Source organism: Sphingobium sp. RAC03, from assembly GCF_001713415.1.
Lineage (GTDB): Bacteria > Pseudomonadota > Alphaproteobacteria > Sphingomonadales > Sphingomonadaceae > Sphingobium.
In genome coordinates this window covers 3,139,178-3,154,617 of record NZ_CP016456.1, presented here as the reverse complement: position 1 = coordinate 3,154,617, position 15,440 = coordinate 3,139,178, and the positions used below count along the sequence as shown (strand labels likewise).

Annotated in this window: 12 protein-coding genes and 2 tRNA genes; 4 read left to right on the top strand and 10 right to left on the bottom strand. The window is 62.4% G+C overall.

All coding sequences use genetic code 11. The features are described from left to right. Nucleotides 1–28: 28 nt before the first annotated feature. From BSY17_RS19685 to aroA, 6 genes are all read right to left on the bottom strand, one after another. Nucleotides 29–2,404 (bottom strand): TonB-dependent receptor plug domain-containing protein, encoded by a 2,376-nt coding sequence (locus BSY17_RS19685; RefSeq protein ID WP_069066736.1) that lies wholly within the window; start codon nt 2,402–2,404, stop codon nt 29–31. A gap of 494 nt (nt 2,405–2,898) precedes the next feature. After that, nucleotides 2,899–3,189 (bottom strand): integration host factor subunit beta, encoded by a 291-nt coding sequence (locus BSY17_RS19680; protein WP_037480067.1) that lies wholly within the window; start codon nt 3,187–3,189, stop codon nt 2,899–2,901. A 166-nt stretch (nt 3,190–3,355) separates the two neighbouring features. Further along, nucleotides 3,356–5,068: a 30S ribosomal protein S1 gene (rpsA, locus tag BSY17_RS19675; RefSeq protein ID WP_037480069.1), complete on the bottom strand. Its 1,713-nt coding sequence runs from the start codon at nt 5,066–5,068 to the stop codon at nt 3,356–3,358. Between the two features lie 170 nt (nt 5,069–5,238). Continuing rightward, nucleotides 5,239–5,874, bottom strand: a complete 636-nt coding sequence (gene cmk / locus BSY17_RS19670) for a (d)CMP kinase (protein ID WP_069066735.1) — start codon at nt 5,872–5,874, stop codon at nt 5,239–5,241. Then, on the bottom strand, nt 5,871–6,119 hold the full coding sequence (locus tag BSY17_RS19665) for a CBU_0592 family membrane protein (RefSeq protein WP_043151281.1): 249 nt from the start codon (nt 6,117–6,119) through the stop codon (nt 5,871–5,873). The genes cmk and BSY17_RS19665 overlap by 4 nt, the downstream gene beginning before the upstream one ends. After that, nucleotides 6,116–7,426: a 3-phosphoshikimate 1-carboxyvinyltransferase gene (aroA, locus tag BSY17_RS19660; protein ID WP_171899301.1), complete on the bottom strand. Its 1,311-nt coding sequence runs from the start codon at nt 7,424–7,426 to the stop codon at nt 6,116–6,118. Before aroA ends, BSY17_RS19665 begins: the two co-directional genes overlap by 4 nt. Nucleotides 7,427–7,603: 177 nt before the next feature. Here aroA and BSY17_RS19655 point away from each other — a divergent pair, with 177 nt between their 5' ends. The 3 genes from BSY17_RS19655 to BSY17_RS19645 all read left to right on the top strand — a co-directional run bounded on the left by BSY17_RS19655 (nt 7,604) and on the right by BSY17_RS19645 (nt 8,269). Next, nucleotides 7,604–7,939: an FYDLN acid domain-containing protein gene (locus BSY17_RS19655; protein WP_037480080.1), complete on the top strand. Its 336-nt coding sequence runs from the start codon at nt 7,604–7,606 to the stop codon at nt 7,937–7,939. An 88-nt stretch (nt 7,940–8,027) separates the two neighbouring features. Beyond that, nucleotides 8,028–8,103 (top strand) — tRNA-Ala (locus tag BSY17_RS19650). A gap of 90 nt (nt 8,104–8,193) precedes the next feature. Then, a tRNA-Ala gene (locus BSY17_RS19645) sits at nt 8,194–8,269 on the top strand. A gap of 161 nt (nt 8,270–8,430) precedes the next feature. Here BSY17_RS19645 and BSY17_RS19640 read toward each other — a convergent pair. The 3 genes from BSY17_RS19640 to gltX form a co-directional block, all read right to left on the bottom strand. Continuing rightward, entirely contained in the window at nt 8,431–9,369 is a 939-nt protein-coding gene (locus tag BSY17_RS19640; protein ID WP_069065368.1) for an IS110 family transposase, read from the bottom strand. 431 nt (nt 9,370–9,800) lie between these two features. After that, the gene (locus tag BSY17_RS19635) at nt 9,801–11,087 is read right to left on the bottom strand and encodes a citrate synthase (RefSeq protein ID WP_069067097.1); all 1,287 of its coding nucleotides are present in this window, start codon (nt 11,085–11,087) and stop codon (nt 9,801–9,803) included. A 25-nt stretch (nt 11,088–11,112) separates the two neighbouring features. Continuing rightward, a complete protein-coding gene (gene gltX, locus BSY17_RS19630; protein ID WP_237236395.1) occupies nt 11,113–12,561 on the bottom strand; it encodes a glutamate--tRNA ligase in 1,449 nt (482 codons plus the stop codon). 66 nt (nt 12,562–12,627) lie between these two features. Between gltX and BSY17_RS19625 the strand changes: the two genes are divergently transcribed. After that, nucleotides 12,628–14,775, top strand: a complete 2,148-nt coding sequence (locus BSY17_RS19625; protein WP_237236392.1) for a ComEC/Rec2 family competence protein — start codon at nt 12,628–12,630, stop codon at nt 14,773–14,775. Here BSY17_RS19625 and lexA read toward each other — a convergent pair. Continuing rightward, complete coding sequence (gene lexA / locus BSY17_RS19620; RefSeq protein WP_069066731.1) at nt 14,766–15,437, bottom strand: transcriptional repressor LexA; 672 nt, start codon at nt 15,435–15,437, stop codon at nt 14,766–14,768. The genes BSY17_RS19625 and lexA overlap by 10 nt on opposite strands. Between the last annotated feature and the right edge of the window lie 3 nt (nt 15,438–15,440).

The window sequence follows — 15,440 nt, the reverse complement described above, 5'->3', positions numbered from 1 at the left end:
CTAATATCCATCGAGCCATGCTATCCGATCAGAAGGTCACGCCCAAGCGAACATAATATTGGCCGCCATCGGTGTCGAAGGGGGCGTTGCGCGAGTAGATGAGGCCGCGCACCGCCTGGTTGGTGGCTTCGTCGGGATAGGTGTCGAAGATATTTTCCGCGCCCGCCCGGACCGTGATATTGTCGGTCAGTTGCGCGCTGGCCGACAGGTCGAACAGCGTCATGGCACCGAAACGCTGGAAAATGTCGCCGGTCGCATTGCCGCTGACGTCGGTCCATTTCCCATAATAGCGCGCGCGCGCCTGCAACCCGAACCGGCCGATCGTATAGCCGAGCGACGCCGTGCCATTATGTTTGGGCAACCGTTCTTCAAAGATGATCCGCTGGGTGTCGTTGGCAATCGCGGCAGAGGTGCCGCTCGTCACCTTTGTCTGGTTGTAATTATAGGCGAGGCTGAGGTCGGCCTTGCCCGGTCCCACCTGCTGGGCATAGGCCAGCACGACATCAATGCCGCGGGTGCGGGTGTCGAAGTCGTTGGTGAAATAGGTGACGGCGGTGAACCGCTGCGGATTGGGCAGGGTTGCGGGCACGGTGAAGGAGCGTGACTGGCCGAACCGGTCGCGCAGCTTGATCTGATAGAGATCGATGCTGCCGCTCAGGCCGAATGCGGACTGGAACGTCAGACCGGCGGTGATGGTGCGCGACTTTTCCGGGGTCAGCGGTTGGGCACCCAGCGCGATGGCGATCGGGTCATTAGGGGACAGGCGGCCCGTGTTGAAAATCTGGAGCGTTCGCGTGTCGAGACCCTGGGTGGTGTTGACGGCGTTGAGCTGCGCCGGGGTCGGCGCGCGGAAGCCGGTGGAATAGGTGCCGCGTACCGCGACGCCCTTGACCGGCTCCAGCCGTGCCGAGAGTTTATAGTTGAACGTGTCGCCAAAGGCCGAGAAATCCTCGTAGCGGCCCGCCGCGCCGAGCGTCAGCGCCTCGACCGGGTGGACTTCCAGGTCCAGATAGCCGGCATAGCTGGTCTGCGACCATTCACCTGAACTTAGCGGATTGAAGCCAGGGAAGCCGTTGCTGTTGGGGGCAAGGCCGGTAGCCGCACCTGGCCCGATGGCGTAGGAGGCTGGGTCACCGGGACGGATGCCGTAGGTTTCCTTGCGCCGTTCTGCACCGAAAGCGATGTTGGCGGGCTCGGCCAATCCCAGCGGCAGGCGGTAGACGAAATCGGCGTTCAGGTTGAATTCGCTCTGGCGCAAACGGCCCAGATAGAAGCTCGTTGGGCTGAGCGGGCCCAACGAAGCGTTCAGCGATTCGGACATGCTATAGTTGATTCTGCTCCGGCCGGACGAGGCGCTCAGATCATAGGTGAACTGATCGCTAATCGCGCCGCGCAGGCCACCATCGGCCTGATAATCATCATATTGCGTGGCGAAGCGCGGCGTGAACCCGACGGGATAGACGCTGCTGAAGCTGAAACCTGGGAAGGCCGTGCTGGGATTATAGACATTGCCGGTGCCGACCGGATTACGCCAATTGAAATCGGTGACGCCCTCGCCATTGCCGACCGTGCCAAAGGCATAGGCGGTGACGGCGTCGGAAAAATCATAATGGGCGTTGATCCCGCCACGGACGGAGCGCAGGTCGGGCTGGCCCCAGCGCTGGACCGGGTCGGGTACGGTGAGCGTTGGATTGGCTGCCTGGAACGCAATGGCGTCGGGACGCTGGCGGGTGCGGGAGGTGGCGTCCGATTTCGAAAATTCGCCGGTGAAGACGATGCTGCCGCGATCGCCCAGAGCCAGGCCGCCTTGAGCACCAGTCTGGTAATTTGTGCCATCGCCCTCATAATATTGCGAATATTGGCCGAAGGCTTCCATGCCCGGCTGATCGTCCAGAATGATGTTGACGACACCAGCGATGGCGTCCGACCCATATTGGGCGGATGCGCCGTCACGCAGCACTTCGATGCGCTTGATCGCCAGATTGGGGATGGTTGCAAGGTCGGCGGACTGCGCGCCGCGGCTGCCCAGCAGAGCGGAACGGTGATAGCGCTTGCCGTTCACCAAGACGAGCGTTTGGTCGGCCGAGAGACCACGGAGCGTCGCGGGGCGGACAAAAGCCTGACCGTCGGCGGCGGGCAAACGCTGGACGTTGAACGATGGCAGGAGTTGCGCCAAAGTATCGGACAGATCGTTGGAAATACTATTGTCGATGGACTTTGATGATAGCACGTCAATGGGTGCCAGCGTATCGAATTTCGTCCGCTTGGCATCGCGCGTGCCAGTCACGATGATGGAGTCGCCACTGTCGATATCGGATGCAGCGGGCATATTATCTTGCGCCACCGCGAACGCGCACGCAGAGAATTGCAGCGCGATCATCGCGCTACCGGCCAGAAATTTCATGATGGTCCCCAAAGGCTTGATCGATATTATGCTATGACCGCGCCTTTAGTATGCGCTCATGACGGTTCTGTGTATCGAACCGGGAATTTCTATCGCGTGGGAGAGGCGGTTGGTACGGGCGGGGGGACTTGAACCCCCATGGGCAAAGCCCGACGGATTTTCTTACCCGCTACGGCTTTCGCCGCCGCCCGGAGGGGCGTTTGTGGTCTGGACTATCCCTTCACCATATCCCGGCAGGCCGGGGCGCAGGTGCTGCCCGTCTAGTCTCTACACCTTCCTGAAAGCGGACTTTCAGGCTTGGCTCGGGATTGCCATGTTAAAGGTTTCCCCGAATTTGAGCAGTTCTACGTCACAGATTTCCCTGTGCGCACTCAATGATCTAAGTCCGTTGCGTCTACCGATTTCGCCACGCCCGCATTACCAAGGCTGGCTATAGTCGGGAGGATCGGCAGAGCCAAGCGCGATTTGATGGTCAGCGCCGGGCGACGTAATCGTCAATCCTCATGATCGGCATTCAGCCGTTCACGCATTTCCTTGCCGGGCTTGAAATAGGGGACGCGCTTGGCGCTGACCGGTACCTGTTCGCCGGTGCGCGGATTGCGCCCGGTGCGGGCGTCGCGGGCGCGGGTGGTGAAGGCACCAAAGCCGCGCAGTTCGACACGACCGCCAGATGCCAGTCGATCGACAATCTCCTTGAAGAAGAGATCGACGATTCGCTCGACTTCCGGGAGCGTCAGGCCCGGATTTTCGTCAGCCAGTTTCTGGATCAATTCCGAACGGATCATCGAATTTCCAGAGCCCCCTGATTTTTCCCTAGCTAATCATAGGGCTTTTACAGGGCGTTGACAATCGCGCAGGTCGGGGATTGTTTCGATACGGAAAGGATATGAAAAGCCCGCCGGGATGATGATCCCGGCGGGCTTCTCTAATTAGTCGACTTTGACGAAAGGCTTAGCCTTCGGTCTTGGCCTTGAGCGCTTCGCCCAGAATGTCGCCCAGCGACGCGCCGCTGTCGGACGAACCGTATTGCGCGACAGCCTGCTTCTCTTCAGCGATCTGCATCGCCTTGATCGAGAAGGTGGGCTTCTTGGCACGGTCGAAGCCGGTGATCATGGCGTCGAACTTCTGGCCGATCTGGAAGCGTTCCGAACGCTGCTCGTCACGGTCACGACCAAGGTCGCTGCGCTTGATGAAGCCGGTGGCGCCATCGTCGCCAGCCTGGACTTCCAGGCCGCCGTCGCGGACTTCAAGAACGGTCACGGTGACGATCGCATTCTTGTTGAGGCCAGCAGCAGCAGCGGTCGTGCCGCCAGCGGCCGGACCACCACGCTCAAGCTGCTTCATGCCGAGGCTGATGCGCTCCTTCTCGACGTCGATGTCGAGAACGACTGCCTGAACAGCCTCGCCCTTGCGGTGCAGCGCCAGCGCGTCTTCGCCCGAAATGCCCCACGCGATGTCGGACATGTGGACCATGCCATCGACGTCGCCGTCCAGACCGATGAACAGGCCAAACTCGGTCGCATTCTTGACTTCGCCTTCGACGGTCGAACCGATCGGGTGACGTTCGGCAAAGCTGTCCCAGGGATTGCTCTGGGCCTGCTTGAGACCGAGCGAGATGCGGCGCTTTTCGGGATCGACTTCGAGGACCAGAACTTCGACTTCCTGGCTGGTCGAAACGATCTTGCCGGGATGGACGTTCTTCTTGGTCCAGGACATTTCGGACACATGGACCAGGCCTTCGATGCCGGCTTCCAGCTCGACGAACGCACCATATTCGGTGATATTCGTGACGCGGCCCGACAGCTTGGCACCGACGGGGTACTTGGCCGATGCGCCTTCCCACGGATCGCTCTCAAGCTGCTTCATGCCGAGCGAGATGCGCTGCGTGTCGCGGTTGATGCGGATGATCTGCACCTTCACCGTGTCGCCGATATTGATCATCTCGTTGGGGTGGTTGATGCGCTTGTACGACAGGTCGGTGACGTGCAGCAGGCCATCGATGCCGCCCAGGTCAACGAATGCACCATAGTCGGTGATGTTCTTGACGACGCCTTCGATGATCTGACCTTCGGCCAGCGTCTGGATGAGGCCGCTGCGCTGTTCGGCGCGGGTTTCTTCCAGAATGGCGCGACGCGACACGACGATGTTGCCGCGGCGGCGATCCATCTTGAGGATCTGGAAGGGCTGCGGAATGTCCATCAGCGGGGTGACGTCGCGCACGGGGCGGATGTCGACCTGGCTGCCGGGCAGGAAGGCCACGGCGCCGTCGAGATCGACGGTGAAGCCACCCTTGACGCGGCCGAAGATGACGCCTTCGACGCGCGCGCTCTCGGTGAACTCGGCTTCCAGCTTGTCCCAGGCGGCTTCGCGGCGGGCGCGGTCACGCGACAGCATCGCTTCGCCATGGGCGTTTTCGACGCGGTCGACATAGACTTCGACTTCGTCGCCGACCTTGATGTCAGCCTTCTGGCCGGGCATCGCGAATTCGCGCAGCGGAACGCGGCCTTCGGACTTCAGACCTACGTCGATGACGGCCAGGTCGTTTTCGATGGCGGTAACGGTGCCCTTGACGACCCGGCCTTCGAAGCCGCCGTCCTCACCACCGAGGGAATCATTGAGAAGCGCGGCGAAATCGTCGCGCGTGGGGAATGCCGTAGAGGCCATGGTTAGTCCTTCACTCATCATTGCTGGCCAACCGGTTGTATCCGATGGTCTTTGGCCAAACTGTCCCGAACGCCGCATGCGGCCGGGACATCCGTTACCGCAAAAGCGATTGCGGACGCGCAGACGAGAAAAGCGAAAAGGGCGTGCGGAATACCGCACGCCTTGACGGGTCAGCCTCTGGAGCGACCTTCAAGCTGGGCGTCCACAAGCGCAATCGCCTGGCGGACGGCCGCGTCTATAGACAAATCGCTGGTGTCTAGCAAGTCCGCACCATCCGCGACTTTGAGCGGCGCATGGTCGCGGCTCATGTCGCGGGTGTCGCGCGCCTGAATGTCGGCGATCAGGCTGTCCATGTCAGGATGGCCGCCATGCGACAGGGCATCCTGATAGCGGCGTTGGGCGCGGACATGGACGCTGGCGGTGACGAACAGCTTGGCATGGGCATCGGGCGCGATGACGGTGCCGATGTCGCGCCCGTCGAGGATCGCGCCGCCCGGTTGGGTCGCGAAGTCGCGCTGGCGCTTGACCAAGGCGTCGCGCACCGCCTGATGCACGGAGACGCGCGAGGCGAGGCTGCCGACCGCTTCGCTGCGTAGTGCCGGGTCGGCCAGGGTTTCGTCGCGAAACGAGCAAGCCGCGAGCGCGTCTGATTCGATGTCGGGGTCGCCGCCTGCTTTCAGCACGGCAAGGCCGACCGCGCGGTAGAGCAGGCCAGTGTCGAGAACTGGGACACCATAATGGCGACCAAGCGCCTTGGCGATGGTGCCCTTGCCCGATGCGGCGGGGCCGTCGACGGCGATAATCATGCGGATTTTCTTTTCATGGCTTTGACAAGGCCCAGCAGGGCGATGAGGGTCCAGACGATTTCCAGCGCCATCGACGCCAGGTTGAAATGCACGGTCAGCGACCAGATGAGCAGCAGCGAACCGATAAGGTTCAACAGATTGAAAAAGACAAAGTTCATCTGTTTGGCGATGTTGCTGTAGGCATAGGCGACGACCATCATGGCGCTGCCCGCCAGACCGATGATATTGGCCCAATCGAAGGTCATGCCATGGCACCTAAATTCTGGAGCAAAGCCGTGAAGGTCGGGAAGCTGGTGGCGACCGGGCGCATGTCATCGATCGTGACGCCATCGCGCGAGACCAGGCCCGCGACGGCGAAGCTCATGGCGATGCGATGGTCGAGCTTGGTGGCGATCGGTCCGCCGCCCTTGAGCGGGGCGCCGCCGCTGCCCTCGATGATGAGGCCGTCCTCCAATTCCTCGACCGTGACGCCGATCGCACGAAGCCCAGCCGCCATGGTGGCGATCCGGTCGGATTCCTTGACGCGGAGTTCGTCCAGCCCGCGGAAGATGCTGCGTCCCTGTGCCAGCGCAGCGGCGATGAAGGCGACGGGATATTCGTCGATCATGCTGGGTGCGCGGGCCGGGTCTGGCTCGACGCCCTGGAGGGCGGAAGCGGTGACGATCAGGTCGCCCACGGGTTCGCCGCCGACTTCGCGGGCGTTGATGACCTCGATGGAGCCGCCCATTTCGCGGAGCAGGTCGATGAGGCCAGCGCGCGTGGCGTTGAGGCCCACATTGGCGATCGTCACTTGCGATCCGGGCACCAGCAGCGCGGCGACCATCGGGAAAGCGGCGGAGGAGGGGTCGCCAGGCACGATAATCTGCTGCGGCTGCAATTCCGCTTCGCCGACCAGCGTGATGATGCGGGTGCCGTCGTCTTCCACTTCGACCGTCAGGTCCGCGCCGAAGCCGCGCAGCATACGTTCGCTATGGTCGCGGGTCGGGATCGGCTCGACGACGCGGGTGATACCCGGCGTATTGAGGCCCGCCAGCAAAATAGCCGACTTCACCTGTGCCGAGGCGACGGGCAGGCGATAGTCGAGCGGCACGGCGGGGCAGGCACCGCGCATGGTGAGCGGTAACCGGCCGCCGGGGCTGGTGGTGAAGCTGGCGCCCATTTGCGCCAATGGGTCGGTGACGCGCGCCATGGGCCGCTTGCTGAGCGAGGCATCGCCGATGAAGGTGGCGGTCAGATCATGGCTCGCGAGCAGGCCCATCAGCAGGCGGGTGGATGTACCGCTATTGCCCATGTCGAGCGCACCCTCCGGCTGAAGCAGTCCGCCAACGCCGACGCCATGGATATGCCAGATGCCATCGGCGTCGCGCTCAATGTCCGCGCCCATGGCGCGCATGGCGGCGGCGGTCGCCAGCACGTCCTCGCCCTCCAGCAGGCCTTCGACCCGGCTTTCGCCCACGGCCAGCGCCGAAAGCATCAGCGATCGGTGCGAAATGCTCTTGTCCCCCGGTACGGTCACGCTGCCCGACAGGGCGGGTGCGGCGGTGAATGTCATCGGGCGGGGCAGTTCGGCGGCAGCGGTCACGGTTCGTCCAGTCTGGTCTGGCGGGAAAAAATGCGCCCGGCTTTTGACAGCGCGCTTGGGCTATGGCAAGGCGCGCGACGTTTCGTGGGCAACAGCCGTTGCGCCGCGTAAAGTCTATTTGAGCATCTAAAAAGGAACAGGCCGGACATGGTGAAGGCTGAATGGGGCACGAAACGGACCTGCCCGAAATGCGCAACCCGCTTCTATGATCTGGGCAAGGACGATCCGGTCGTCTGCATCAACTGCAACGCGGCATGGGAACCGGAGCCGGTTCTCAAGTCCAAGCAGCCGCTTCCTTATGAAGAAGCGCCCAAGAAGGTCATCGAGACCGCCGACGGCAAGCTGGAAACGGCCGACGATGATCTGGATCTGGATCTGGACGTCGATGATGACGGCGATTCGCCGGATAATGACGTCGATCTGGGCGGTGACGACGACCTGGGTGTCGAAGCCGCGGGCGACGACGATAGCGATGACAATTAACTGATTTTTGTTCTTGCCAACGAGGTTGCTGCGACTTAATGGCAGCGACCTCGCAAGCGCCAACCCAAGGGCGTTTGATGATGGTGACGGGGCCTTAGCTCAGCTGGGAGAGCGCCTGCATGGCATGCAGGAGGTCAGCGGTTCGATCCCGCTAGGCTCCACCATCCTTATATTCGACCGGCGGCCTGGTTCTTCATGGAGCCAGCCGGACATGGCTCGATCCATGCGGCGGGCCATTAGTGCCACGCCCAAATGGGGCCTTAGCTCAGCTGGGAGAGCGCCTGCATGGCATGCAGGAGGTCAGCGGTTCGATCCCGCTAGGCTCCACCATTTTCCGAAATCGATGATGTTCTGGCGCGTACGGCTTAGCTGCGTCTTGCTCATGCTGCGCGCACGCTTTCTAGAGCGTGATGACTTTACTCAGAACCGTTCGTCCTGAGTAGCCCCTTCGACTGCCTGCCAAGGCAGGCGCTCAGCAACCGTATTGGGTGTCAAGCGAGATTGGCCCATGGTTTATCCTGCTGGACGATGGCGTTTGCGATAATGAGGAGTTTTCGCATGGCGGCGGTGATGGCGACTTTGGGCGCTTTGCCTCCCGCGCGGAGGTGCTGGTAGAAGTCGCGGATGGTTGGATTGAAGCGGATGGCGGGTAATGTTGCCATGTAGAGCGCGCATCTGACCGAGAGTCGGCCGCCGGTAATATGCGCCTGACCGCGCCACTGGCCGCTGTCACGGTTCATGGGAGCGATGCCGGCAAGGGCTGCGATCTGCTTTTTGTCAGCGATACCAAGTTCGGGGAGTTCGGCGATCAGCACTGCCGCTGTCGTGGCGCCGATGCCTGGAATAGACTCCAGCAGCATAGCTTTGCGCGCGAGCGTGGCATCAGCCTCGATTTCAGCCGTTATGCGCGCATCGCACTGGCCGATTTGTCCTTGCAGGAAGGCAATGTGCTCGCGGATCGAAGCCAGCGTTTCGGCGTCATCGAGGCCGGACAGACGCTGCTTTTCGGTAACCAGCATACCGACCAGTTGCCGCCTTCTGCGCACTTGCTCGGCAAGGCGAGCCTGATTTTCAGGTGTTGGCGGTGTTCTGGCGGGCTGCATGGCGTCAGCGAAGCGTAGGATGATGCCAGCGTCAAGCGCATCGGTTTTGGCGAGTTGACCGCTCGCTCTAGCAAAATCCCGCACTTGCCTGGGATTGACGATGCTCATGGCGATCCCCGCCGCTCCCATCTGGCGAGCGAGCAACCGGCCATAGCGGCCCGTTGCCTCGCAGACGATATGGGGATGTTCAAGGGTCGCGAGCCGCCTTCTTAAAGCCGCGATCCCCGCCACCGAATTGGTACGGCGCCAAACCCCGTTAGCCCCCGGTAAGGCAATATCGAGTGCCGCCTTAGATACATCGACGGCAACATATTGGTTCGACATCATGTTTCTCCACCTTGCATACGAGCTCAAGGCTCAGGCAACCGTTCGAGACGATCATGGATGGAGCGGACGGCTTTGCTGAGGATCGCGAGCTTTATGCCCAAGGACAGGCACAGCCTATCCGCTCCGACCTGTCCGGGGTCATGACCCCAGACAGGTCGGCACCAATTCAACCAAGGCTGAAATAAATGCCAACCCCAATATGCAAGGACAGGCATTGAGCGAAGTCGGAGTCGCAGACGACCGAAGGGCAAATGGCGTATCGAAGGATATAAAGCGCAACCGACCCTTCGATACGGGTCTTCGACAAGCTCAGCCCCTACTCAGGGCGAACGGAGTGATGCGACTTAAAGTCATCATACCCTATATTGCTCGCACAACGAAAAACGGCGCCCCTTTCGGAGCGCCGTTTCGTGTTTCAGCCTCAGCGCGGATCAGCGCTTGTCGACGGGCACATAGTCGCGCTGCGTCGGGCCAGTGTAGAGCTGGCGCGGGCGGCCGATCTTCTGCGCTGGGTCGGAGATCATTTCGTTCCACTGCGCCACCCAGCCGACGGTGCGGGCGAGGGCGAAGAGGACGGTGAACATCTCGGTCGGGAAGCCGATAGCCGACAGGATCACGCCCGAATAGAAGTCCACATTGGGATAGAGCTTCTTTTCGATGAAATAGGGATCGTTGAGCGCGATCTGCTCCAGTTCCTTGGCGACGTCGAAGACGGGATCGTTGACGCCCAGCTTCTCCAGCACGTCCTTGGCGGTCTTCTGCATGACCGTCGCGCGGGGATCGTAGTTCTTGTAGACGCGATGGCCAAAGCCCATCAGGCGGAACGGATCGTCCTTGTTCTTGGCGCGGGCGATATATTCCGGGATCTTGTCGACAGTGCCGATTTCGCGGAGCATGTTGAGCGCCGCTTCGTTCGCGCCGCCATGCGCCGGACCCCACAGGCAGGCGATGCCGGCCGCGATGCAAGCGAAGGGGTTGGCGCCCGAAGACCCGGCCAGACGCACGGTCGAGGTCGAGGCATTCTGCTCATGGTCGGCATGGAGGATGAAAATCTTGTCCATGGCGTCCACGATCACCGGATCGGGCATATATTCTTCCGCAGGAACCGAGAAGGTCATGCGCAGGAAGTTGGCGGTGTAGGACAGGTCGTTGCGCGGATAGACGAAGGGCTGACCCACCGAATATTTATAGGCCATCGCCGCGATCGTCGGCATCTTGGCGATCAGACGGTGGCTGGCGATCTTGCGCTGCAGCGGATCGTTGATGTCGGTCGAGTCATGATAGAAGGCCGACAGGGCACCGACCACGCCGCACATGATCGCCATAGGGTGCGCATCGCGACGGAAGCCGCGATAGAAGGTGGTGAGCTGTTCATGCACCATGGTATGGCGCGTGATGGTCGTGATGAAGTCGTCCAGCTCAGTCTTGGACGGCAGTTCGCCGTTCAGCAGCAGGTAGCAGACCTCCATGAAGCTGGATTCTTCGGCCAGCTGGCCGATCGGATAGCCGCGGTGCAGCAGCACGCCTTCGTCGCCATCGATATAAGTCAGGCCGGATTCGCAGCTTGCCGTCGAGGTGAAGCCCGGATCATAGGTGAACATGCCGGTGTTGGCGTAGAGCTTGCGAACGTCGATGACCTGGGGGCCGACCGAGCCGTCCATGACGGCATAGTCTTTCGTCGCTCCTCCGACGGTCAAAGTGGCATTATTATCCGACATATTGTTCTCCTTGAGTGCCATCAACTTAACCGTGCGTGCCCACAGCGGTCAGCCGTTCCAAGCTTTCCTCTTTCCCCAAAAGGAAGAGGACATCGAAAATCCCCGGCGAGACGGTGCGCCCGGTGAGCGCAGCCCGCAAAGGCTGCGCAACCTTGCCCAGTGCCAGACCGGCATCCTCTGCCACGCGGCGTATCGCGTCTTCGATCGCTTCGACCGTCCAGTTAGGTGTGGTCGAGAGAGCGTCGGCCGTCTTTGTCAGCAGCGCGCGTGCCGAGTCGTCTAGCAGAGCCGACGCCTTTTCGTCAAAATCGAGCGGGCAATTTTTGAACAGAAATTCAGCGCCCTCGGCAATTTCATTAAGCGTTTTAGCGCGCGGTTTGAGCGAAGCCATCGCCTCGCCCAAAAGTGCTAGACCGGTGTCCGGCAGCGCCTTGCCCAGCCGGGCTTCGACACGGGGTGCCACCAGCGCGGCCAGGCGGGCATCATCGGCTTCGCGCAGATAATGGCCGTTGAGATTTTCCAGCTTCTTAATGTCGAAACGCGAGGGCGAGCGACCGACGCCCGCAATATCGAACAGTTCGATGGCGCGGGCGGTAGGGATGAATTCCTCGTCGCCATGGCCCCAGCCTAACCGCAGCAGATAGTTCAGCACCGCTTCGGGCAGCATCCCCATCTCGTCGCGATAGGCGTCGACGCCGAGCGCGCCATGGCGCTTGGACAATTTCGCGCCGTCCGATCCGTGGATGAGCGGGATATGCGCGTAGATCGGCTCTTCCCATTCCATCGCGCGAAGGATGCACAACTGGCGGAAGGCGTTGTTGAGATGATCGTCGCCGCGAATGACATGGGTGACGCCCATGTCATGATCGTCCACAACCACGGCCAGCATGTAAGTGGGCGTGCCGTCCGACCGCAGCAGGATCATGTCGTCCAGCTCGGCATTCTGCACAACGACGCGCCCCTGGACCGCATCCTCGATCACTGTCTCGCCTTCGCGTGGTGCCTTGAGGCGGATGACGAAGGGGGCACCTTCGGGCGCCTCTTCGGGTGCGCGATCGCGCCAGCGGCCATCATAGCGCATCGGCTTCTTGGCGGCGCGCTGTTCTTCACGGAGCGCGGCCAGTTCTTCCGGCGTGGCATAGCATTTATAGGCATGGCCGCCCGCCAGCATGGCGTTGGCGACTTCGGCATGGCGCGGTGTCCGCTCGAACTGGAACACGGGCGGTTCATCGCCGCCCAGGCCGAGCCAGTCCAGCCCGTCGAAGATCGCGGCGACCGCTTCCTCGGTCGAGCGGGCGCGATCGGTATCCTCGATCCGCAGCAGGAACTTGCCGCCATGATGGCGGGCGAACAGCCAGTTGAACAAGGCGGTGCGGGCACCGCCGATATGGAGGAAGCCTGTTGGCGAGGGGGCGAAACGGGTCACCACCGGCTTGTTCATTCCCGTTGCGTTCACCGCCATATTGCCTGACATTCGCCCTTCTGATCCATGGATGCGATGCCCCCTAGCATGGCTTTCGAGCCACGACAAACCTCCCTTATGGTCGAGGTCGCCACGCGCCTGCGCGCCGGGTTTACAGGGGTGGAGCGCTGGCTGGAGAAAGAGCGGGAGCAGGTGCCGCTTTGGGCGCCAATCGCCTTGGGAGTGGGCATCGCGGCCTGGTTCGCGTTGCCGCACCGGATGGCGTGGCTGGCCTTTTGCTGCGGGGCTTTGGCGCTGGGCTGTGTGGGGGTGTTGCTGCCCGAAGGCGCGCGGTTGCGGCGGATGATGGTGGCGGGCGGGGTGCTGGCCTGCATGGGGTGTGTTCTCATCTGGGGGAAGGCGCTGTTGCTGGGGGAACCGCCGCTGGCGCGGGCGACGTTCGTGCAGGTGACGGGCGATGTCCTGTCGGTGCGTGCGGTTCCGGCGCAGCAGATGGTGCGGGCGATGCTGCGGCCGGTGGCGGTACCGACCTTGCCGAAGGTGATCCGGGTCAATATCGCCGAGAGCGATGTGCCCGATGGTTTGGGCGAGGGCGCGCGGATTCGCTTTCGTGTGCGGTTGATGCCGCCCGCGCCGCCCAGCGTGCCGGGGGGCTATGACTTCGCGGCGCGCGCTTATTTTCAGGGGATAGGTGCGACCGGCAAGGCGTTGAAACCGATCGAGATGGTGCGGCCTGCGACGGGTGCGCCACCGCTGCGAGCACGGTTGTTCGCGCATATTGCCGGGCAGGTAGACGATCCGGCGAAGGGTATCGCCATCGCACTGGCGACCGGCGATCAGGGGGCGATTGCCGAGGTCGATGCCGAAGCGATGCGCAACAGCGGGTTGGCGCATCTATTGTCGATCAGTGGGTTGCATGTGACGGCGCTGATCGGGGCGGTGATCTTTTTGTTGATGCGGGTGATGGCGCTTAGCCGCCGTGCGGCGCTGGACTGGCCGTTGATGCTGATCGCGGCCACCGGGGGCGCGCTGGCGGGGGTCGGCTATACGCTGCTGACGGGCGCGGAGGTGCCGACGGTGCGGTCCTGCATCGCGGCGCTGCTGGTGTTGGGCGGCCTTGCGATGGGGCGGGATGCGATCACGCTGCGGCTGGTGGCGACGGGCGCGCTGATCGTGCTGCTCTTCTGGCCCGAAGCGCTGGTCGGGCCAAGCTTCCAGATGAGCTTTGCCGCTGTCACGGCGCTGGTGGCCTTGGCCGAGCATAAGCGGTTCCGCGCCTTTGCCGCCGCGCGGGACGAGGCGCGCTGGCGTAAGGTTGGGCGCATGCTGTTGGTGACATTGGCGACGGGCTTTGTCATCGAACTGGTGCTGATGCCGATCGCGCTGTTTCATTTTCACAAGGCGGGCATGTTGGGGGCGTTCGCCAATATTGTCGCGATCCCGCTGACCACCTTTGTCGTGATGCCGCTTGAGGCGCTGGCTTTGCTGTTCGATCTGGTCGGGCTTGGCGCACCTTTCTGGTGGTTGACGCAGCAGGCGCTGACGCTGTTGCTGATGATCGCGCATGGGGTGTCGGCCAGTCCGTGGGCGACGATGCTGACGCCGTCGGTGCCTACGTTCGTTTTTGCAGGGATGATGGCGGGGCTGCTCTGGTGTTTGCTGTGGCGCAGCCGGTGGCGTTGGCTGGGATTAGGGCCAGTGGGGGCAGGCGTCATCACCATAATATTGCTGTCGCCACCCGACATATTGGTGACCGGCGATGGCCGCCATGTCGCGGTGCGCACGCCTGATGGTCGCATGGCGATATTGCGCGCGGGGGCGGGCGACTATGTGCGCGATGTCTTGTCGGAAAGCGCGGGCTATGATGGTGCGCTGGAGCCGATCGCGCGCTTGCCGCAGGCGCGCTGTTCGAGCGATTTGTGCGCGGTCGGGTTGATAGCAGGTGGTCGGCCCTGGCAGTTGCTCGTGACGCGCAGCGATATGCTGGTGGACCGCGCGACCTTCGCCCGCGATTGCGCGGCGGCGGATATCGTGATTGCCGATCGTGGCCTGCCGCGCTGGTGCCGCCCACGCTGGCTCAAGATCGACCGTCGCCTATTGGCGCGAACCGGTGGCATGGCCATTGATCTGGACCATGCCACCATTCGCACGGTGCGTCAGGCGGGTGACGCGCACCCCTGGATCGCGCCGATCCCCAAGCGATCGCGCCGCTATGGTCCGTCTAAACTGCGCTCGTTCGATGCGCGGCCTCGACCTCAATTATAGCGGCGGAGGAGGCCGGCCAGTTTGCCCTGGATCTGAACCTGGCGGGGGTCGTAGATTTGCGGCTCATAGGCGCTGTTGGCCGGGTCGAGCCGCACCCTTTGCCCTTCGCGGCGGAAATATTTGAGCGTGGCTTCATTCTCGTCGATCAGGGCGACGACGATTTGGCCCTCGCGCGCGACTTCGGTCCGCTGGATCAGCGCGAAGTCACCGTCGAGAATACCGGCCTCCATCATCGAATCGCCGGACACTTCCAGCGCATAATGATCGCCCGCGCCGAGCAGCGCGGCGGGAACGGACAACATCGTCTGCCCTTCCATCGCCTCGATCGGAACACCGGCCGCGATCCGGCCGTGCATCGGGATTTCGATAACGTCGTTGGCTGCGATAAGCTGTGGCGCCGAGACCTGCGGTTTAGGCGCGATGATCGGGGCCGGGATGCGGTGCATGGCATCGGGCAGTTTCAAGACTTCGAGTGCGCGGGCCCGATTGGGCAGGCGGCGGATGAAGCCGCGTTCTTCGAGCGCATTGATCAGGCGGTGAATGCCCGACTTGGAGCGCAGTTCCAGCGCATCCTTCATCTCCTCGAAAGAGGGCGACACGCCGCCTTCCTCCAATCGGGTTTGAATGAAGCTCAGCAATTCCTGCTGTTTGGGCGTCAACATGGC